Annotated in this window: 16 protein-coding genes; 14 read left to right on the top strand and 2 right to left on the bottom strand. The window is 65.8% G+C overall.

From position 1 onward, the window contains the following. Window positions 1-114: 114 nt before the first annotated feature. The 3 genes from NJH59_RS05590 to NJH59_RS05580 all read left to right on the top strand — a co-directional run bounded on the left by NJH59_RS05590 (window position 115) and on the right by NJH59_RS05580 (window position 4317). Entirely contained in the window at window positions 115-2565 is a 2451-nt protein-coding gene (locus NJH59_RS05590) for a glycogen/starch/alpha-glucan phosphorylase (RefSeq protein ID WP_058541651.1), read from the top strand. Window positions 2566-2706: 141 nt separating this feature from the next. Further along, on the top strand, window positions 2707-3717 hold the full coding sequence (locus NJH59_RS05585) for a class 1 fructose-bisphosphatase (RefSeq protein WP_043862187.1): 1011 nt from the start codon (window positions 2707-2709) through the stop codon (window positions 3715-3717). A 3-nt stretch (window positions 3718-3720) separates the two neighbouring features. After that, complete coding sequence (locus NJH59_RS05580; RefSeq protein ID WP_043862186.1) at window positions 3721-4317, top strand: DUF924 family protein; 597 nt, start codon at window positions 3721-3723, stop codon at window positions 4315-4317. Window positions 4318-4403: 86 nt separating this feature from the next. Here NJH59_RS05580 and NJH59_RS05575 read toward each other — a convergent pair whose 3' ends face one another. Then, window positions 4404-6296: a methyl-accepting chemotaxis protein gene (locus NJH59_RS05575; RefSeq protein ID WP_043862185.1), complete on the bottom strand. Its 1893-nt coding sequence runs from the start codon at window positions 6294-6296 to the stop codon at window positions 4404-4406. A 229-nt stretch (window positions 6297-6525) separates the two neighbouring features. On the opposite strand from NJH59_RS05575, the gene bamE reads away from it, so the two are divergent. Together bamE and NJH59_RS05565 are read left to right on the top strand one after the other, a co-directional pair. Then, window positions 6526-6780 carry an outer membrane protein assembly factor BamE gene (gene bamE, locus NJH59_RS05570; RefSeq protein WP_043862184.1) on the top strand — a complete coding sequence of 85 codons (255 nt, stop codon included), beginning with the start codon at window positions 6526-6528 and terminating at the stop codon, window positions 6778-6780. Beyond that, window positions 6777-7352, top strand: a complete 576-nt coding sequence (locus NJH59_RS05565) for a lipocalin family protein (protein ID WP_043862183.1) — start codon at window positions 6777-6779, stop codon at window positions 7350-7352. The genes bamE and NJH59_RS05565 overlap by 4 nt, the downstream gene beginning before the upstream one ends. 93 nt (window positions 7353-7445) lie before the next feature. Here the strand turns inward: NJH59_RS05565 and NJH59_RS05560 are convergent, their stop codons facing one another. Beyond that, entirely contained in the window at window positions 7446-8810 is a 1365-nt protein-coding gene (locus NJH59_RS05560; RefSeq protein WP_253086495.1) for a formimidoylglutamate deiminase, read from the bottom strand. A gap of 143 nt (window positions 8811-8953) precedes the next feature. On the opposite strand from NJH59_RS05560, the gene hutC reads away from it, so the two are divergent. The 9 genes from hutC (at window position 8954) to dtd (ending at window position 18796) form a co-directional block, all read left to right on the top strand. Then, window positions 8954-9664, top strand: a complete 711-nt coding sequence (hutC, locus tag NJH59_RS05555) for a histidine utilization repressor (protein WP_253086553.1) — start codon at window positions 8954-8956, stop codon at window positions 9662-9664. Continuing rightward, window positions 9661-10233 (top strand): HutD family protein, encoded by a 573-nt coding sequence (locus NJH59_RS05550; protein ID WP_116052515.1) that lies wholly within the window; start codon window positions 9661-9663, stop codon window positions 10231-10233. The genes hutC and NJH59_RS05550 overlap by 4 nt, the downstream gene beginning before the upstream one ends. Before the next feature lie 188 nt (window positions 10234-10421). Further along, a complete protein-coding gene (hutU, locus tag NJH59_RS05545) occupies window positions 10422-12098 on the top strand; it encodes a urocanate hydratase (protein WP_043862179.1) in 1677 nt (558 codons plus the stop codon). A 64-nt stretch (window positions 12099-12162) separates the two neighbouring features. Continuing rightward, window positions 12163-13695 carry a histidine ammonia-lyase gene (gene hutH / locus NJH59_RS05540; RefSeq protein WP_213606779.1) on the top strand — a complete coding sequence of 511 codons (1533 nt, stop codon included), beginning with the start codon at window positions 12163-12165 and terminating at the stop codon, window positions 13693-13695. Between the two features lie 93 nt (window positions 13696-13788). Further along, window positions 13789-15183: an amino acid permease gene (locus NJH59_RS05535; protein WP_123753321.1), complete on the top strand. Its 1395-nt coding sequence runs from the start codon at window positions 13789-13791 to the stop codon at window positions 15181-15183. Window positions 15184-15198: 15 nt separating this feature from the next. Beyond that, the gene (gene hutI, locus NJH59_RS05530) at window positions 15199-16431 is read left to right on the top strand and encodes an imidazolonepropionase (protein WP_058541645.1); all 1233 of its coding nucleotides are present in this window, start codon (window positions 15199-15201) and stop codon (window positions 16429-16431) included. Further along, a complete protein-coding gene (gene hutG / locus NJH59_RS05525) occupies window positions 16416-17219 on the top strand; it encodes an N-formylglutamate deformylase (protein WP_253086494.1) in 804 nt (267 codons plus the stop codon). Before hutI ends, hutG begins: the two co-directional genes overlap by 16 nt. A 171-nt stretch (window positions 17220-17390) precedes the next feature. Beyond that, the gene (pip, locus tag NJH59_RS05520; RefSeq protein WP_058541644.1) at window positions 17391-18362 is read left to right on the top strand and encodes a prolyl aminopeptidase; all 972 of its coding nucleotides are present in this window, start codon (window positions 17391-17393) and stop codon (window positions 18360-18362) included. Beyond that, window positions 18359-18796 (top strand): D-aminoacyl-tRNA deacylase, encoded by a 438-nt coding sequence (dtd, locus tag NJH59_RS05515; protein WP_088514678.1) that lies wholly within the window; start codon window positions 18359-18361, stop codon window positions 18794-18796. Before pip ends, dtd begins: the two co-directional genes overlap by 4 nt. Window positions 18797-18910 lie beyond the last annotated feature (114 nt).

Raw genomic sequence — 18910 nt, 5'->3', positions numbered from 1 at the left:
CAACCCGGTACCGCTTTTGCACAGAAACAAACGAACCCGCGCTACCGCGCCCGGTCGAACCGTCTAGGCTGAGAAATCCCCATCCGCATTCGTCAACTTGCCCGAGGACGTCGTATGTCTCAGGAACCACTCGCACGTGACGCACAGGTGGCTGCCTTTCGCACCGCTGTACTGGAAAAACTGACCTATGCCGTCGGCAAGGACCCCGAGCACGCCTTCGACCACGACTGGTTCGAGGCCATTGCCCTGGCCGCCCGCGACCACATGGTCGACCACTGGATGGACCACACGCGGCAGATCTACCGCAAGAGCCAGAAGCGCGTCTATTACCTCTCCCTCGAATTTCTCATCGGCCGCCTGCTGTACGACAGCCTGAGCAACCTCGGCCTGCTGGACATCGCCCGTGAAGCAATGACCGGGCTGGACGTGGACCTGGAGCGCATCCGCCTGCTCGAACCCGACGCGGCGCTGGGCAACGGCGGCCTCGGGCGCCTGGCGGCGTGCTTCATGGAGAGCATGTCGACCCTGGGCATTGCCGCCCACGGCTACGGTATCCGCTATGAGCACGGGCTGTTTCGCCAGGCCGTGGTCGACGGCTGGCAGCAGGAGCAGACCGAAAACTGGCTGGATTTCGGCAACCCCTGGGAGTTCGAGCGTGCCGAGGTGATCTACCCGATCAGTTTCGGCGGCAGCGTCGAGACCCGGCACGACGAATCCGGCCAGCCGCGCCAGGTGTGGTGGCCGGCCGAAACGGTGCGTGCGGTGGCCTACGACACGCCCGTGGTGGGCTGGCGTGGTGCCAGCGTCAATACCCTGCGCCTGTGGCGCGCACGGGCCCTGGAAGAGCTGCACCTGGAGCGTTTCAATGCCGGCGACCACCTGGGCGCGGTAGCCGAAGTGGCCCGTGCCGAGAGCATCTCGCGGGTACTGTACCCGGCCGACAGCACCGAGGCCGGCCAGGAGCTGCGCCTGCGCCAGGAGTACTTCTTCGTCTCGGCCTCGCTGCAGGACCTGCTGCGCCGCCACCTGAACATGAACCCCACGCTGCTCAACCTGCACGAAAAGGCCGCCATCCAGCTCAACGACACCCACCCCTCGATTGCCGTGGCCGAGCTGATGCGCCTGCTGGTGGACCAGCACGAACTGCCGTGGGACACCGCCTGGCAGCTCACCGTCGACACCCTGGCCTACACCAACCACACCCTGCTGCCCGAGGCGCTGGAAACCTGGTCGGTGGGGCTGATGGAGCGCATGCTGCCGCGCCACATGCAGATCATCTACCTGATCAACGCCTTTCATATCGACGCGCTGCGGGCCAAGGGCATCCATGACTTCGACGTGCTGCGCGCGGTGTCGCTGATCGAGGAGGACAACGGCCGGCGGGTGCGCATGGGCAACCTGGCGTTCCTCGGGTCGCACAGCGTCAACGGCGTGTCGGGGCTGCACACCAAGCTGATGCGCAGCACCGTGTTCGCCGAACTGCACAAGCTCTACCCCGAGCGGATCAACAACAAGACCAACGGCATCACCTTCCGCCGCTGGCTGTACCAGGCCAACCCGCCGCTCACCCGCATGCTGGTGGAGGCGCTGGGCCCCGAGGTGCTGGACGACCCCGAGAAGCACCTGCGGCGCCTCGAACCGTTCGCCGACAAGCCGGCGTTTCGCAAGGCCTTCGCCCAGCAGCGCCTGCACAGCAAGAAGGCCCTGGCCAACCTGATCCAGGAGCGCCTGGGCATCACGGTCGACCCCGAGGCGATGTTCGATGTGCAGGTCAAGCGCATCCACGAATACAAGCGCCAGTTGCTCAACCTGCTGCATACCGTGGCGCTGTACCAGGCGATCCGCGCCGAGCCGGGCACGCACTGGGCGCCGCGGGTGAAGATCTTTGCCGGCAAGGCCGCCGCCAGCTATCACCAGGCCAAACTGATCATCAAGCTGGCCAACGACATCGCCAGGGTGGTCAACAACGACCCGACCGTGCGCGGGCTGCTCAAGGTGGTGTTCCTGCCCAACTACAACGTGAGCCTGGCCGAGAGCATCATCCCGGCGGCGGACCTGTCCGAGCAGATCTCTACCGCCGGCTACGAGGCCTCGGGCACCAGCAACATGAAGTTCGGCCTCAATGGCGCGCTGACCATCGGCACCCTGGACGGCGCCAACGTCGAGATGTGCGAGCAGGTGGGGGCCGAGCACATGTTCATCTTCGGCCTGACCTCCCAGCAGGTGGAGGCGCGCAAGCGCAGCGGCGATTTCGGTGCCAGCTCCGCCATCGGCGCCTCGTACCGGCTCAACGACGTGCTCCAGGCGATCCGCGGCGGGGTGTTCTCGCCGGACGACCCGGCGCGCTACGTGGGGCTGATCGATTCACTGGTGCCGTATGACCGCTTCCTGGTGTGCGCCGACTTCGATGCCTACTGGGAGGCCCAGCGCCGCGTCGAGGAGCTGTGGCACGACCCCCAGCAGTGGTGGCGCTCGGCCGTGCTCAATACCGCGCGCATGGGCTGGTTCTCGTCGGACCGCACCATTCGCGAATACGCCGGGGAGATCTGGAACGCGCTGGAGTAGGCGCCTGGCATCGGGCCCGGGGGCGTGAACCTTCGGGCCGATGTGTCGTCTGATCGGGCGAGCATGTCCTATTGCTCGCTAGCGCTTCACTCTCCCTGTAAACTGCGTGGGTTTTTTCTACCCCATCCTCCGGAGCCTTACATGTCCCGCGTTACCCTGAGTCGCTATCTGATTGAGCAGACCCGCAGCAACAGCACCCCTGCCGATCTGCGCTTCCTTATCGAAGTGGTGGCGCGTGCGTGCAAGGAAATCAGCCACAACGTGTCCAAGGGCGCCCTTGGCGGTGTGCTGGGCAGCATGGGCACTGAAAACGTGCAGGGCGAAGTCCAGAAGAAACTGGACGTGATTTCCAACGACATCCTGCTCGAAGCCAACGAGTGGGGCGGCCACCTGGCCGGCATGGCGTCCGAAGAGATGGACAATGCCTACCAGATCCCGGGCAAGTACCCCAAGGGTGCCTACCTGCTGGTATTCGACCCGCTGGACGGTTCGTCGAACATCGACGTCAACGTCTCGGTCGGCACCATCTTCTCGGTACTGCGCTGCCCCAACGAGTACCTGAGCCAGAACGAAAGCCTCAACGAACAGGCCTTCCTGCAGCCGGGCACCAAGCAGGTGGCCGCCGGTTACGCGATCTACGGCCCGCAGACCATGCTGATCCTGACCCTGGGCAACGGCGTCAAGGGCTTCACCCTGGACCGCGAGCTGGGCAGTTTCGTGCTGACCCACGAGAACATCCAGGTGCCGGAAACCACCGCCGAGTTCGCCATCAACATGTCCAACCAGCGCCATTGGGAAGCCCCGGTGACCCGCTATGTGGGCGAACTGCTGGCTGGCGAGACCGGCCCGCTGAAAAAGAACTACAACATGCGCTGGATCGCCTCGATGGTTGCTGACGTGCACCGCATCCTGACCCGTGGCGGCCTGTTCATGTACCCGCGCGATGCGCGCGAGCCATCCAAGCCGGGCAAGCTGCGCCTGATGTACGAAGCCAACCCGATGTCGTTCATCATCGAACAGGCCGGCGGTGCTTCCACCGACGGTCGCCAGCGCATCCTCGACATCCAGCCCGAGAGCCTGCACCAGCGTGTGGCGGTGTTCCTGGGTTCGAAGCAGGAAGTCGAGCGCGTCACCGGTTATCACCAGGAGTAAATCATGCTCGCACCTTGGCAGCCGTTGCTGGAGTGGTGGTTCGGCTGGGGCACCAGCCCCCAGGCCGTGGCTGACGAGAAGAGTACGCTGTGGTTCGGCAAGCACCACGACGACGAGGCGCGCGAGCGCTTCGGCGAGCTGGCCGCGCAGGCGCTGGCCGGCGAGCTGGACGAATGGCTGGCAAGCCCCCAGGGCTGGCTGGGCCTGGTGCTGCTGCTGGACCAGCTGCCCCGCATGATCCACCGCGACACGCAGCACGCCTTCGATGGCGACCGGCGTGCGCAGGTGCTGGTGATGCAGGGCCTGGACAAGGCCTGGGACTACCAGCTGCTGCCGATCCAGCGGGTGTTCATCCTGCTGGTGCTGGAGCATGCCGAGGTGCTGGACTGGCAGAACATCAGCATCGAGCGCTATCAGTTGCTGCTGGATGCGCAGCCGGACAGTGACCGGCGCCTGTTCGAAGGTTTCCTGGACTATGCCGAGCAGCACCAGCGGGTGATTGCGCGGTTCGGCCGCTTCCCGCACCGCAACCTGGTGCTGGGGCGCCCGAGCACCGATGAAGAGATGGACTTTCTGCTGGAGCCGGGCTCGCGGTTCTGAGCTGAACCCAATCGCGGGTCAAGCCCGCTCCCACAAGGACAGCGATAGTCCTAGTGGGAGCGGGCTTGACCCGCGATTGTTTCACCCTAGATCCTGAAGCTGCCCACCAGCTGCTTCAACCTGTCCACCTGGCTCTGCAGGTCATTGCAGGCCCGCAGCGTCGCCTGCAAATTCTCCACCCCTTCCTGATTCAGCGTATTGATCTCGGTGATGTCGACATTGATCGATTCCACCACGGCCGTCTGCTCTTCGGTGGCGGTGGCCACCGACTGGTTCATCCCGTCGATTTCGCCAATGCGCACGGTCACGCTGCCCAGGCGCTCGCCGGCCTGGTTGGCAATGCCCACGCTGTGCTCGCTCTGGCGCTGACTCTCGGTCATGGTGCCCACCGCCACCTGTGCGCCGGCCTGCAACTGCTCGATGATCTTCTGCACCTGTTGCGCCGAGTCCTGGGTACGGTGGGCCAGGTTGCGCACCTCGTCGGCCACCACCGCAAACCCGCGACCGGCCTCGCCGGCACGTGCCGCCTCGATGGCCGCGTTCAGTGCCAGCAGGTTGGTCTGCTGGGAAATGCCGCTGATCACCTCGAGAATCTGGCCGATGTTCACCGTGTTGGCGTTGAGCGTCTCGATATGGGTGCTGGCGTCGCTGATCTTGCTCGACAGCTGGTTCATCACCGCAATGGTCTGGTCGACCACCTGCTGGCCGTCCTCGGCCAGGTTGCGTGCTTCGCTGGAGTGCTGTGAGGCAAGGGCGGCGTTGTGGGCGATCTCATGGGCGGCGGCGCCCAGCTGGTTGATCGCCGCCGCCACACTGCTGGTGCGGCCCGACTGCTGGTCGGCATTGTGGATCGACGCGTTCGAGGCGCTGACCACGCGCAGGGCCACTTCATTGACCCGACCGGTGGCCGAGGACACTTCGCTGATCGAGTTGTGGATACGTTCCACGAAGCGGTTGAACGAGGAGCCCAGCGCGCCGAACTCGTCATGGGCATGAATGCGCAGGCGCCGGGTCAGGTCGCCTTCGCCTTCGGCGATATCGTGCATGGCGCGGCCCATCACATGCAGCGGCTCCATCAGGACACGGATCAGCACGCCGAGCAAGGCGATGATGATCAACACGGCGATGGCCGTGGCCACGATGGCCGAGGTACGAAACTCGCCGAGCATGGCAAAGGCGTAGTCCTGGTCGACCACCATCGCCACGTACCAGTCGGCCGAAGGCACGCCGTTGACGCGGGTGAAGCTGATGAACTGCCGGCGCCCGTCCTGCTCGACTTCCTTGAGGCCGCTACCCGGCTGCGGCGTGCCCTGCGGGTAGGCATCGGCCAGGCGCTTGAGGGTCAGCGAGCTGTCCGGGTGGATCAGGATCTTGCCCTCGGCATTGACGATGAACGCCAGGCCGTGGCCGTCGAAGTTCAGCGAGTTGATGATGCTGCTGATGGTGTCCAGGTCGGTGTCGGCACCGCTGACACCGATCAGGCGGCCAGCCTGCTGCACCGGGGTGGCAATGGTGATCACCAGCTTGCCCGAGGAGGCCGAGACGTAGGGTTCGGTAACGATGCTGCGCCCGGCCTCGCTGGCGCCCTTGTACCAGCCGCGTACCCGCGGGTCGTAGTCGGCGGCGCGGTTGCCCGTGGGCACCGATTGCATGCTGCCGTCCTGGCCGCCGAAGTAGGTCAGGGTGAAGTTGCTGGCATACACCGGCAACGCCATCAGCCGGTCCAGGCTCGGCTTGCCGGGGCCATCCACGGCCACCTGCTGGGCAAACGAATGCTGCAGCTGGATGCGGCTCTGCAGCCAGGTCTGGATGTTGCTGGTGGTAAGGCTGCCGAGCTCCTGCATCGTGGCCTCGGTGTTGCTGCGCAGCGACTGGCGCTGGCGGTAATCGTTGAACAGGATGAAACAGGTAAACGCCACCGCGACCACGAGGGCGGCGGCCAGCAGGATCTTGTGGCTGAACTTCAGGTTTTTGGTCATTGCGAGGTCTGTCTGCACAAGGCGGTCAACGGGGAGGGCGCGGCGAAACGTCGCAGCGCCCTCCTGTGTCGTCCGCGCCGGGCAAAAAATGAGGCGGATGTGCGACTAGTCGACAAATGGCAACGATAACCGTGCAGGTAAATGGGGTTGCCGGGAACCGGATAGGGGTTTTTGCTTCTAAGCTCGAGTCAGGCCCCGTGCTTGCACCCTCATGTTCAGGAGTGACCCCATGTCGTTGCGTTCCCTCGCCCTGTTGTCGTTGTGCGTGTTGCTGGCCGCATGCAGCAAGATCAACCAGGAAAACTATTCCAAGCTCCAGGCCGGCATGCCCAAGGCCGAGGTCGAGCGACTGCTGGGCAGCCCCACCGAGTGTTCCGGCGCGCTGGGCATGACCAGTTGTACCTGGGGCGACCAGAAAGCCTTCATCAGCGTGCAGTACGCCGCCGACAAGGTGCTGATGTACTCGGGGCAGGGTCTCAAATGAAACGCCTGCCCCTGCTGTTGAGCCTGTGCGCCGGCCTGCTGCTGACCGGTTGTGCGCATTCGCGCGACGACGGGCCGTTGCCGCCCAAGACCGTCGACAGCGTCGACCTCAAGCGTTACCAGGGCAAGTGGTTCGAGCTGGCGCGGTTGCCGATGTTCTTCCAGCGCAATTGCGCGCAGAGCGAAGCGCATTACAACCTCAAGCCGGACGGCACGGTGGGCGTGCTCAACCGCTGCATCACGCTCGAGGGCGAGTGGGAGGAGGCCAGTGGTACGGCGACGCCACAGGTGCAGGGCAAGACCGACAAGCTGTGGGTGGAGTTCGACAACTGGTTCTCGCGGTTGCTGCCGGGGGTGACGAAGGGCGATTACTGGGTGCTGTACGTGGACAAGGACTACCAGACGGCACTGGTGGGCAACCCGGACCGCAAGTACCTGTGGATACTGTCGCGCACGCCGACGATTCCGGCGCTGGAGCGCGAGAGCCTGCTGGCGCGGGCGCGTCAGCAGGGGTATGACACCACGCGGCTGATCTGGCGCGTTTCGGACAGGGACATCGCGCACAGTCAGTGAGGGCCTCTTCGCGGGCCAAGCCCGCTCCCACAGGATCAGCATAAACCCTGTGGGAGCGGGCTTGACCCGCGATAATCACGGCGTGGTTCTGGCTCAGCCCAGCACTTCGCGAAGCACCCCGGCAAACGCCTGCGCACTCTGTTCTTCACCCGCATGCCTACCCTGCTTGACCACCCAATTGCCATTGACCATCACATCGCGCACCTGCCGGTCGCCGCCGGCAAACAGCCAGCGATTGAGAACCCCGTCCCCGCTCGCCGTAGCGATATACGGATCGGCCCCATCCAGCACGATCCAGTCGGCCCGCCGGCCCACCGCCAGCTCGCCAACCGGCTGCCCCAGCGCCTGCGCACCGCCGGCCAGGGCCGCATCGAACAGTGTGCGCCCCACCATCGGCTGATCGGCTCCATGCAACCGGTTGCGCCGCTGGTCGCGCAGGCGCTGGCCATATTCGAGCCAGCGCAATTCCTCCACCACGCTCAGCGACACATGGCTGTCCGAGCCGATGCCCATGCGCCCGCCCTGGGCCAGGTAGTCGACCGCAGGGAAGATGCCGTCGCCCAGGTTGGCCTCGGTCGTCAGGCACAGGCCGGCCACTGCCTTGCTGCGCGCCATGGCGCTGACTTCGCCGGGCTCGGCGTGGGTGGCATGCACCAGGCACCAGCGCTGGTCGACATCGACGTTTTCATACAGCCACTGCAACGGCCGGCGGCCACTCCAGGCCAGGCAGTCGTCGACTTCTTTCTGCTGTTCGGCAATGTGGATATGCACCGGGCAGGCCTTGTCGCCGGCAGCCATGACCTGGGCGATCTGCTGCGGGGTGACCGCGCGCAGGGAGTGAAAGCACAGCCCCAGGCGCTGCGCCGGTTGCTGGGCGAGCAGCGGCGCCAGTTGCGTGTGCAGGTGCAGGTACTGCTCGGTGCCGTTGATGAAGCGACGTTGCCCGTCATTGGGCGCCTGCCCGCCGAAACCCGAGTGGCTGTACAGCACCGGCAGCAAGGTCAGGCCGATGCCGGTGTCGGCGGCGGCCTGGCTGATGCGCAGCGACAGTTCGGCCGGGTCGGCATAGGCCTTGCCCTGGGCGTCATGGTGCACGTAATGGAATTCGGCCACCGAGGTGTAGCCGGCCTTGAGCATCTCGATGTACAGCTGGCGCGCGATGATGCCCAGTTGCTCGGGGCTGATCCGGCCCACCAGCCGGTACATCAGCTCGCGCCAGGTCCAGAAGCTGTCGTTGGGGTTGCCGGCCACTTCCGCCAGGCCGGCCATGGCGCGCTGGAAGGCGTGCGAGTGCAGGTTCGGCATGCCCGGCAGCAACGGCCCGGCCAGGCGCTCGGCGCCATCTGCCGAGGCGCCTGGCTGTACGCTATTCAACAGGCCGTCGGGGCCTGTCTCGATTCGCACGTTTTCTGCCCAGCCAGTAGGCAACAAAGCACGTTCGGCAAAGAACACGGACATCGGTACGCCACCCTTTTCTGGTTATTTGTATATACATATACAGACGTTTGCCTGCCCGGTAAACTGCGGCACTCTACCGGTCATACTCATCACCAAGGATTTTTGCCGTGTCGACACCTCCTGTCTCCGCGTTGGTTGCCCACATGGGCGAGGGCCCGGCGCCGCTGTATGCGCGGGTCAAGCAGATGATCGCCCAGCAGATCCAGAACGGCAGCTGGCCGCCGCATCACCGCGTACCGTCCGAGAGCGAACTGGTCACCGAGCTGGGCTTCAGCCGCATGACCATCAACCGCGCCTTGCGCGAGCTGACCGCCGAAGGCCTGCTGGTGCGCATGCAGGGCGTCGGCACCTTCGTCGCCGAGCCCAAGAGCCGCTCGGCGCTGTTCGAGGTCAACAACATCGCCGACGAGATCGCCGCGCGCGGCCACCAGCACAGCTGCAAGGTGATCACCCTGACCGAAGAGGCGGCAGGCTCGGAGCGGGCGCTGGCGCTGGACATGCGCGAAGGGCAGCGGGTGTTCCATTCGCTGATCGTGCACTACGAAAACGGCATCCCGGTGCAGATCGAGGACCGCTTCGTCAACGCCCAGGTCGCCCCGGACTACCTCAAGCAGGACTTCACCCGCCAGACCCCCTACGCCTACCTGTCCCAGGTGGCGCCGCTGACCGAAGGCGAGCACGTGGTCGAGGCGATCCTGGCGGAACCCGAGGAATGCCGCCTGCTGCAGATCGAGCCGGGCGAGCCGTGCCTGCTGATCCGCCGGCGCACCTGGTCGGGTCGCCAGCAGGTCACTGCGGCGCGCCTGATTCACCCCGGTTCCCGTCACCGCCTGGAAGGACGCTTCAGCAAATGAGTTCGTTGACCCTGTTACGTGCCGCCGACTACCCGCGCATGCCGTGGAAGAACGGCGGCGGCAGTACCGAAGAGATCACCCGCGATGGCGGGGCCGGCCTGGAGGGCTTTGGCTGGCGCCTGTCGATTGCCGACATCGCCGAGTCGGGCGGGTTCTCCAGCTTTGCCGGGTATCAGCGCGTGATCAGCGTGCTGCAGGGCGATGGCATGCGCCTGATGGTGGATGGCCAGGCCAGCCGCGAGCTGCTGGCATTCGATGCCTTCGCCTTCAGCGGCGAAAGTGCAGTGAGCTGCAACCTGCTGGGCGGACCGATTCGCGACTTCAACCTGATCTACGCGCCGCAGCGGTTTGCCGCGCGGTTGCAGTGGCTGCCGGGTGAAAGCCGGGTGTACAGCTCGGCCCAGACGCTGCTGGTGTTCGCGGCGCACGAGCGGGTGCGGGTCAAGGTCGCAGGGCATGCCGAGCAGTGGCTGGGTCGCTATGACTGCCTGCGGCTGGACGGCAACCACGGGTTGCTGGAGTTCGAGGTCAGTGGGCAGATCTGCCTGATCGAGCTGACCGAACGTTAAGGGCTTCGCCAGCAAGGCTGGCTCCTGCAGGTTCCATTCTTTTTTTGCGTGTGGGAGCCGGCCTTGCCGGCGAAGCGGACGACACTGTTTTTTGGTTGCCTGTACTTGTACATACAAGTAAATATATGTTTGTATTGCATCCATGGCAGTGCCATCCCGAATTCGCCTTTCGCTCGAGGAGCCCTTACGTGACGAACAAGCACAATAAATTCCGTGACGTCGAAATTCGCGCCCCGCGCGGCACCCAGCTCACCGCCAAGAGCTGGCTGACCGAAGCGCCGCTGCGCATGCTGATGAACAACCTCGACCCGCAAGTTGCCGAGAACCCCAAGGAGCTGGTGGTGTACGGCGGCATCGGCCGCGCCGCGCGCAACTGGGAGTGCTACGACAAGATCGTCGAGAGCCTCACCCACCTGAATGACGACGAGACCCTGCTGGTGCAATCCGGCAAGCCGGTCGGCGTGTTCAAGACCCACAGCAACGCCCCGCGCGTACTGATCGCCAACTCCAACCTGGTGCCGCACTGGGCCAACTGGGAACATTTCAACGAACTCGATGCCAAGGGCCTGGCCATGTACGGCCAGATGACCGCCGGCAGCTGGATCTACATCGGCAGCCAGGGCATCGTGCAGGGCACCTACGAAACCTTCGTCGAAGCCGGCCGCCAGCACTACAACGGCAGCCTCAAGGGCAAGTGGGTGCTCACCGCGGGCCTGGGCGGCATGGGCGGCGCGCAGCCACTGGCCGCGACCCTGGCCGGCGCCTGCTCGCTGAACATCGAATGCCAGCAGAGCCGCATCGACTTCCGCCTGAGCAGCCGCTACGTGGATGAACAGGCCACCGACCTGGACGACGCCCTGGCGCGCATCGCCAGATACACGGGCGAAGGCAAGGCCATCTCCATCGCCCTGCTGGGCAATGCCGCCGAAATCCTGCCCGAGCTGGTCAAGCGCGGCGTGCGCCCCGACATGGTCACCGACCAGACCAGCGCCCACGACCCGCTCAATGGCTACCTGCCGGCCGGCTGGACCTGGGAGCAGTACCGCGACCGCGCGCAGACCGAACCGGCGGCGGTGGTCAAGGCTGCCAGGCAGTCGATGGCCGTGCACGTGCAGGCCATGCTCGACTTCCAGAAGCAGGGCATCCCGACCTTCGACTACGGCAATAACATTCGTCAGATGGCCAAGGAAGAGGGTGTGACCAACGCCTTCGACTTCCCCGGCTTCGTACCTGCCTATATCCGCCCGCTGTTCTGCCGCGGCGTGGGCCCGTTCCGCTGGGCCGCGCTGTCGGGCGACGCCCAGGACATCTACAAGACCGACGCCAAGGTCAAGGAACTGATCCCCGACGACGCGCACCTGCACAACTGGCTGGACATGGCCCGCGAGCGCATCAGCTTCCAGGGCCTGCCGGCACGTATCTGCTGGGTCGGCCTGGGCCTGCGCGCCAAGCTGGGCCTGGCGTTCAACGAAATGGTGCGCAGCGGCGAGCTGTCGGCACCGATCGTGATCGGCCGCGACCACCTGGACTCCGGCTCCGTCTCCAGCCCCAACCGTGAAACCGAAGCCATGCAGGACGGCTCCGACGCCGTGTCCGACTGGCCGCTGCTCAATGCCCTGCTCAACACCGCCAGCGGCGCGACCTGGGTCTCGCTGCACCACGGCGGCGGGGTGGGCATGGGCTTCTCGCAGCACTCGGGCATGGTCATCGTGTGCGACGGCACCGACGAAGCCGCCGAGCGTATTGCCCGCGTTCTGCACAACGACCCGGCCACCGGCGTGATGCGCCATGCCGATGCCGGTTATCAGATCGCCATCGACTGCGCGAAAGAGCAGGGCCTGAACCTGCCGATGATCACGCGCTGAGCGGCGCCCTGGTCGATACTGAATTCATGATGGGCGTGAACGCCTTTCGAGACGGAGCAATAACGTGACCCAACTGACCCTGAAGCCTGGCACCCTGACCTTGGCTCAGCTGCGTGCGATCTACCAGCAACCGCTGACCCTGCAACTGGACGCCAGCGCCGACCAGCAGATCGAAGACAGCGTGGCCTGCGTCGAGCAGATCCTTGCCGAGGACCGCACCGCCTACGGCATCAACACCGGTTTCGGCCTGCTGGCCTCGACCCGCATCGCCAGCCACGACCTGGAGAACCTGCAGCGCTCGCTGGTGCTGTCCCACGCCGCCGGCGTCGGCGCGCCGCTGGACGACGCCCTGGTGCGCCTGATCATGGTGCTCAAGGTCAACAGCCTGAGCCGTGGTTTTTCCGGCATCCGGCGCAAGGTGATCGACGCGCTGATCGCCCTGATCAACGCCGAGGTCTACCCGCACATTCCGCTCAAGGGCTCGGTGGGCGCCTCCGGCGACCTCGCACCGCTGGCGCACATGTCGCTGGTGCTGCTGGGCGAAGGCAAGGCCCGCCACAAGGGCCAATGGCTGTCGGCCACCGAAGCGCTGGCGGTGGCCGGCCTCGAGCCGCTGACCCTGGCCGCCAAGGAGGGCCTGGCCCTGCTCAACGGCACCCAGGCGTCCACCGCCTATGCGCTGCGCGGGCTGTTCGAAGGCGAAGACCTGTTCGCTGCCGCCGTCGCCTGCGGCAGCCTCACCGTCGAAGCGGTGCTGGGCTCGCGCTCGCCCTTCGATGACCGCATTCATCAGGCCCGCGGCCAGCGTGGCCAGATCGACTCGGCCGCCTGCTACCGCGACCTGCTGGGCGACGGCAGCGAAGTGTCGGCCTCGCACCAGAACTGCGGCAAGGTGCAGGACCCGTACTCGCTGCGTTGCCAGCCACAGGTGATGGGCGCCTGCCTGACCCAGTTGCGCCAGGCCGCCGAGGTACTGGTGGTGGAGGCCAACGCGGTGTCCGACAACCCGCTGGTATTCGCCAAGGAGGGTGACGTGATCTCCGGTGGCAACTTCCACGCCGAGCCGGTGGCCATGGCCGCCGACAACATGGCCCTGGCCATCGCCGAAATCGGTTCGCTGAGCGAGCGGCGCATCTCGCTGATGATGGACAAGCACATGTCGCAGTTGCCGCCGTTCCTGGTGGCCAATGGCGGGGTCAACTCCGGCTTCATGATCGCCCAGGTCACCGCCGCCGCGCTGGCCAGCGAGAACAAGGCGCTGGCGCACCCGCACAGCGTCGACAGCATTCCCACCTCGGCCAACCAGGAAGACCACGTGTCGATGGCCCCGGCCGCCGGCAAGCGCCTGTGGGAAATGGCCGAGAACACCCGCGGTGTGCTGGCCGTGGAATGGCTGGCCGCCTGCCAGGGCCTGGACCTGCGCACCGGCCTCAAGACCTCGCCCAAGCTGGAGCAGGCGCGCCAGGCCCTGCGTGGCCAGGTCGCGCACTACGACAAGGACCGTTTCTTCGCCCCCGACATCGAGGCGGCCATCGCCCTGCTGGCCGCGGGCACGCTGACCGGCCTGCTGCCGGCCAAGGTGCTGCCCAGCCTCTGACGCCACCGGCTGGCCGTGCAGGCCAGCCGTCTGCCGCGCGAACCCTGGCGGGTTCGCGCTGCTTTTCGCCTACAAAAAAAACAGGAACGCGAAATGCAATCTCAAGCACAAGGTCTCAAGCGCGGGCTTACGGCCCGGCACATTCGATTCATGGCACTGGGCTCGGCCATCGGCACCGGGCTGTTCTACGGTTCGGCCGCGGCCATCCAGATGGCCGGCCCGGCGGTGTTGCTGGCCTACCTGATCGGCGGCGCGGCGGTGTTCATGGTGATGCGTGCACTGGGTGAAATGGCCGTGCACAACCCGGTGTCCGGCTCGTTCGGAAAGTACGCCAGCACCTACCTGGGGCCCATGGCCGGCTTCGTGCTGGGCTGGACCTACGCCTTTGAAATGATCATCGTGTGCCTGGCCGACGTCACGGCCTTCGGCATCTACATGGGCTTCTGGTTTCCCGAGGTGGCGCGCTGGGTGTGGGTGCTGGGCATCGTGTTCCTGATCGGCGGGCTCAACCTGTGCAACGTCAAGGTGTTCGGCGAGATGGAGTTCTGGCTGTCGCTGCTCAAGGTCGGCGCGATCGTGGCGATGATCCTGGCCGGTTTCGGCATCATGGCCTTCGGCCTGGCCAATGCCGAGGCGGGCAACACGGTGGGCATCGGCAACCTGTTCGATCACGGCGGTTTCATGCCCAACGGTGTCGGCGGCCTGATCGCCTCGTTCGCGGTGGTGATGTTCGCCTTCGGCGGCATCGAGATCATCGGTATCACTGCCGGTGAAGCCAAGGACCCGCAGCGCGTGATCCCCAAGGCGATCAACGCCGTGCCGCTGCGCATCCTGCTGTTCTATGTGCTCACCCTGTTCGTGCTGATGTGCCTGTACCCCTGGCCGCAGATCGGCAGCCAGGGCAGCCCGTTCGTGCAGATCTTCAGCAACCTGGGGATCGGTTCGGCGGCCACGGTGCTCAACATCGTGGTGATCTCGGCGGCGGTGTCGGCCATCAACAGCGATATCTTCGGTGCCGGGCGCATGATGTACGGCCTGGCCGAGCAGGGCCACGCGCCCAAGGGCTTCTCGAAGATCTCGCGCCACGGCGTGCCGTGGATGACCGTGCTGGTGATGGGCGCTGCGCTGCTCGGTGGCGTGGTGCTCAACTACCTGATTCCGGAAAACGTGTTCCTGCTGATCGCCTCCATTGCCACCTTTGCTACGGTATGGGTGTGGCTGATGATCCTGGTGACCCAGGTGGCCATGCGCCGCAGCATGAGCCGCGAAGAGGTCGCGCAACTGAAGTTCCCGGTACCGTTCTGGCCGTATGGGCCGGCCGCAGCCATCGCCTTCATGCTGTTCGTGTTCGGCGTGCTGGGCTACTTCCCCGACACCCAGGCGGCGTTGATCGTCGGCGTGGTGTGGGTGGTGTTCCTGGTGGCCGCCTACTGGCTGTGGTGCAAGCCGCGTGGCACGGTCACGCAGCCGGTGTCGACGCCTCAATAGTTACGGAGACTGTGCATGAAAACCCTCTGGCAGCACTGCCATGTGGCAAGCATGGCGCACGGCGCCTACTCGATCATCGAGGACGCGGCCATTGTCACCTGCGCCGGGCGCATCGAATGGATCGGCCCGCGCCAGGCGCTGGCAGGCCCTGTGCCTGACAGCACGGTCGACCTGGGCGGCGCCTGGGTCACTCCCGGGCTGATCGACTGCCACACCCACGCGGTGTTCGGCGGCAACCGCAGCGGCGAGTTCGAACAGCGCCTGCAGGGCGTGAGCTACGCCGAGATCGCCGCCCAGGGGGGTGGCATCGCCAGCACCGTGCGCGCCACCCGCGCCGCCAGCGAAGACGAGCTGTATGCCAGCGCCCTGCGCCGGGTGCAGGCCCTGATGCGTGATGGTGTGACCACCCTAGAGATCAAGTCCGGCTACGGCCTGGACCTGGACAACGAGCGCAAGATGCTCAAGGTGGCGCGCCGGCTCGGCGAAACGCTGCCGCTGACCGTGCGCAGCACCTGCCTGGCGGCGCATGCCTTGCCGCCCGAGTACGCCGAGCGCGCCGACGACTACATCACTCACATCTGCGAGCAGATGCTTCCGGCGCTGGCTGGCGAAGGGCTGGTGGACGCGGTGGATGCGTTCTGCGAATACCTGGCGTTTTCGCCGGCGCAGGTCGAGCGGGTGTTTCTCAAGGCCCGCGAGCTGGGCCTGCCGGTCAAGCTGCATGCCGAGCAGCTGTCGTCGCTGCACGGTTCGAGCCTGGCGGCGCGCTACCAGGCACTGTCGGCCGATCACCTGGAGTTCATGGACGAGGCCGATGCCATCGCCATGGCCCAGGCCGGTACGGTGGCGGTGCTGCTGCCGGGGGCGTTCTACTTCTTGCGCGAAACCCAGCTGCCGCCGATGGACGCGCTGCGCAGGCACGGCGTGAAGATCGCGATTGCCAGCGACCTCAACCCCGGCACCTCGCCGGCCTTGTCGCTGCGCCTGATGCTGAACATGGCCTGCACCCTGTTTCGCATGACGCCCGAAGAAGCCCTGGCCGGTGTCACCGTGCATGCCGCCACGGCGTTGGGGCTGGGCGACAGCCATGGCTCGCTGGAGGTCGGCAAGGTGGCCGACTTCGTGGCCTGGGACATCGAACGGCCGGCAGACCTGGCCTACTGGCTGGGCGGCGACCTGCACAAGCGGGTGGTGCGCCACGGCGTTGAACTGACCGATAAAGGGGAGGCTGCATGGACAAGGTCGTGAGTTTTCACCAGGGTACGCTGCCGCTGCTGGTCAGCATTCCCCATGCCGGGCTCAGGCTGACCCCGGCGGTCGAGGCCGGGCTGGTGGACGAGGCCAGGGGCCTGCCGGACACCGACTGGCACATTCCGCGCCTTTACGCCTTTGCCCGTGAGCTGGGCGCCAGCGTGGTGGTGGGCGAGTATTCGCGCTTCGTCATCGACCTGAACCGGCCCGAGGATGACCAGCCGCTGTATGCCGGCGCCACCACCGGGCTGTTTCCGGCCACGCTGTTCGAAGGGCAGCCGCTGTTCAAGGCGGGGCTGGAGCCGAGTGCGGCCGAGCGGGCGGGCTACCTGGAGGCCATCTGGCGGCCGTATCACGACACCCTCACCGGCGAGCTGGCGCGCCTGCGCGAGCAGTTCGGCTATGCGTTGCTATGGGATGCGCACTCGATCCGCCCGGTGATCCCTCATCTGTTCGACGGCACGTTGCCGGACTTCAACATCGGCACCTTCAATGGCGCGAGCTGCGACGCGGCACTGGCCGAGCGGGTCAGGGCGGTGGCGGCCGGCGCGCAGGGCTACAGCCATGTGCTCAACGGGCGCTTCAAGGGCGGGCACATCACCCGTCACTATGGCGCCCCGGCCAACAACGTGCATGCGGTGCAGATGGAACTGGCGCAGTGCAACTACATGGAGGAGGTGGCGCCGTTCACCTACCGCGACGATCTGGCGCAGCCGACCCAGCGGGTGCTGGAGCAGATGCTGGTGGCGATGCTGGGGTGGGGGCGCGAGCGTTACCCGGCATAGGACCGCGGCGCTGCCTTCGCCGGCAAGGCCGGCTCCTGCAGACGGTTGCGAACCGGTAGGAGCCGGCCTTGCCGGCGAAGGGGCCCGAAAGCCGAACACAGGTACATGCTCAAAGCGCATTTCGGGTTTATGATGCCCAACGGCAGCCTATTTCCCCACACGGAGTGCGTAATGCAGACCTTGTACCCGCAGATCAAACCCTACGCCCGGCACGATCTGGCCGTGGAAGCACCGCATGTACTGTACGTCGATGAAAGCGGTTCCCCGGAAGGTCTGCCCGTGCTGTTCATTCATGGCGGCCCGGGCGCCGGCTGCGATGCGCAAAGCCGCTGCTATTTCGACCCCAACCTGTACCGCATCGTCACCTTCGACCAGCGCGGCTGCGGTCGCTCCACCCCGCACGCGAGCCTGGAGAACAACACCACCCAGGCCCTGATCGAAGACATCGAGCGTATCCGCGAGCACCTGAACATCGAAAAATGGGTGCTGTTCGGCGGTTCCTGGGGGTCGACCCTGGCCCTGGCCTACGCCCAGACCCACCCCGAGCGCGTGCACGGGCTGATCCTGCGCGGCATCTTCCTGTGCCGCCCGCAGGAAATCGAATGGTTCTACCAGGCGGGTGCCAGCCGACTGTTCCCCGACTACTGGCAGGATTACATCGCGCCGATCCCCGCCGACGAGCGCGACGACCTGGTCAAGGCCTTTCACAAGCGCCTTACCGGCAACGACCAGATCGCCCAGATGCACGCGGCCAAGGCCTGGTCCACCTGGGAGGGCCGCACCGCGACGCTGCGTCCCAACCCGCTGGTGGTCGACCGCTTCTCCGAGCCGCAACGCGCCCTGTCGATTGCCCGCATCGAATGCCACTACTTCATGAACAACGCGTTCCTGGAGCCCGACCAGCTGATCCGCGACATGCCGCGTATCGCCCACCTGCCGGCGGTGATCGTGCACGGTCGCTATGACGTGATCTGCCCGCTGGACAACGCCTGGGCGCTGCACCAGGCCTGGCCCAACAGCGAGCTGAAAGTGATTCGCGACGCCGGCCACGCCGCCTCCGAGCCCGGCATCACCGATGCATTGGTGCGCGCCGCCGACCAGATGGCCCGGCGCCTGCTCGACCTGCCGCTGGAAGAAGCGTGAAGGGCCTGCTGCAACGCGCGCGTGGCGCGCGGGTAGAGGTCGACGGCGAGATCGTCGGGTCCATCGACCAAGGCCTGCTGGTGCTGGTCGCCGTCGAGCCCGGCGACACCCCGGCCCACGCCGACAAGCTGCTGCACAAGCTGCTCAACTACCGGGTGTTCAGCGACCCCCAGGGCAAGATGAACCTGTCGCTCAAGGACATCGACGGCGGCCTGCTGCTGGTATCGCAGTTCACCCTGGCTGCCGACACCCAGAGCGGCCTGCGCCCGAGCTTTTCCACCGCCGCGCCACCGGCACTCGGTGCCGAACTGTTCGACTATCTGCTGGCCCAGGCGAGGCTCAAGCACCCCACGGTGGCGAGCGGGCGTTTCGGTGCGGACATGCAGGTTCACCTGGTCAATGATGGCCCTGTGACATTTATGCTACAAATATGAAGGTGAAAAGGCCGCTGCTTGCATGAAAACAGCGGCTTTTCAGCATAAATAGTTGCTTGGCCCTGATGCGTTGTAACGCGGCCTGCTGGATAATCGCGCGAAATGTGGGCCTGC

This window comes from Pseudomonas sp. VE 267-6A, from assembly GCF_024126555.1.
GTDB classification, from domain to species: Bacteria; Pseudomonadota; Gammaproteobacteria; order Pseudomonadales; family Pseudomonadaceae; genus Aquipseudomonas; species Aquipseudomonas palmensis.
Note: the sequence above shows the minus strand (reverse complement) of the source record. Positions and strands in the feature narration are given on the sequence as shown.

Bases quoted from the DNA above. Each gene is read 5' to 3' on its own strand.
- bamE (WP_043862184.1), top strand. From the start codon at position 6,526: ATGTCGTTGCGTTCCCTCGCCCTGTTGTCGTTGTGCGTGTTGCTGGCC.
- NJH59_RS05560 (WP_253086495.1), bottom strand. From the start codon at position 8,810: ATGTCCGTGTTCTTTGCCGAACGTGCTTTGTTGCCTACTGGCTGGGCA.
- NJH59_RS05580 (WP_043862186.1), top strand. From the start codon at position 3,721: ATGCTCGCACCTTGGCAGCCGTTGCTGGAGTGGTGGTTCGGCTGGGGC.
- NJH59_RS05585 (WP_043862187.1), top strand. From the start codon at position 2,707: ATGTCCCGCGTTACCCTGAGTCGCTATCTGATTGAGCAGACCCGCAGC.
- hutC (WP_253086553.1), top strand. From the start codon at position 8,954: ATGGGCGAGGGCCCGGCGCCGCTGTATGCGCGGGTCAAGCAGATGATC.
- NJH59_RS05550 (WP_116052515.1), top strand. From the start codon at position 9,661: ATGAGTTCGTTGACCCTGTTACGTGCCGCCGACTACCCGCGCATGCCG.
- hutG (WP_253086494.1), top strand. From the start codon at position 16,416: ATGGACAAGGTCGTGAGTTTTCACCAGGGTACGCTGCCGCTGCTGGTC.
- NJH59_RS05535 (WP_123753321.1), top strand. From the start codon at position 13,789: ATGCAATCTCAAGCACAAGGTCTCAAGCGCGGGCTTACGGCCCGGCAC.
- NJH59_RS05590 (WP_058541651.1), top strand. From the start codon at position 115: ATGTCTCAGGAACCACTCGCACGTGACGCACAGGTGGCTGCCTTTCGC.
- NJH59_RS05575 (WP_043862185.1), bottom strand. From the start codon at position 6,296: ATGACCAAAAACCTGAAGTTCAGCCACAAGATCCTGCTGGCCGCCGCC.
- NJH59_RS05565 (WP_043862183.1), top strand. From the start codon at position 6,777: ATGAAACGCCTGCCCCTGCTGTTGAGCCTGTGCGCCGGCCTGCTGCTG.
- hutI (WP_058541645.1), top strand. From the start codon at position 15,199: ATGAAAACCCTCTGGCAGCACTGCCATGTGGCAAGCATGGCGCACGGC.
- pip (WP_058541644.1), top strand. From the start codon at position 17,391: ATGCAGACCTTGTACCCGCAGATCAAACCCTACGCCCGGCACGATCTG.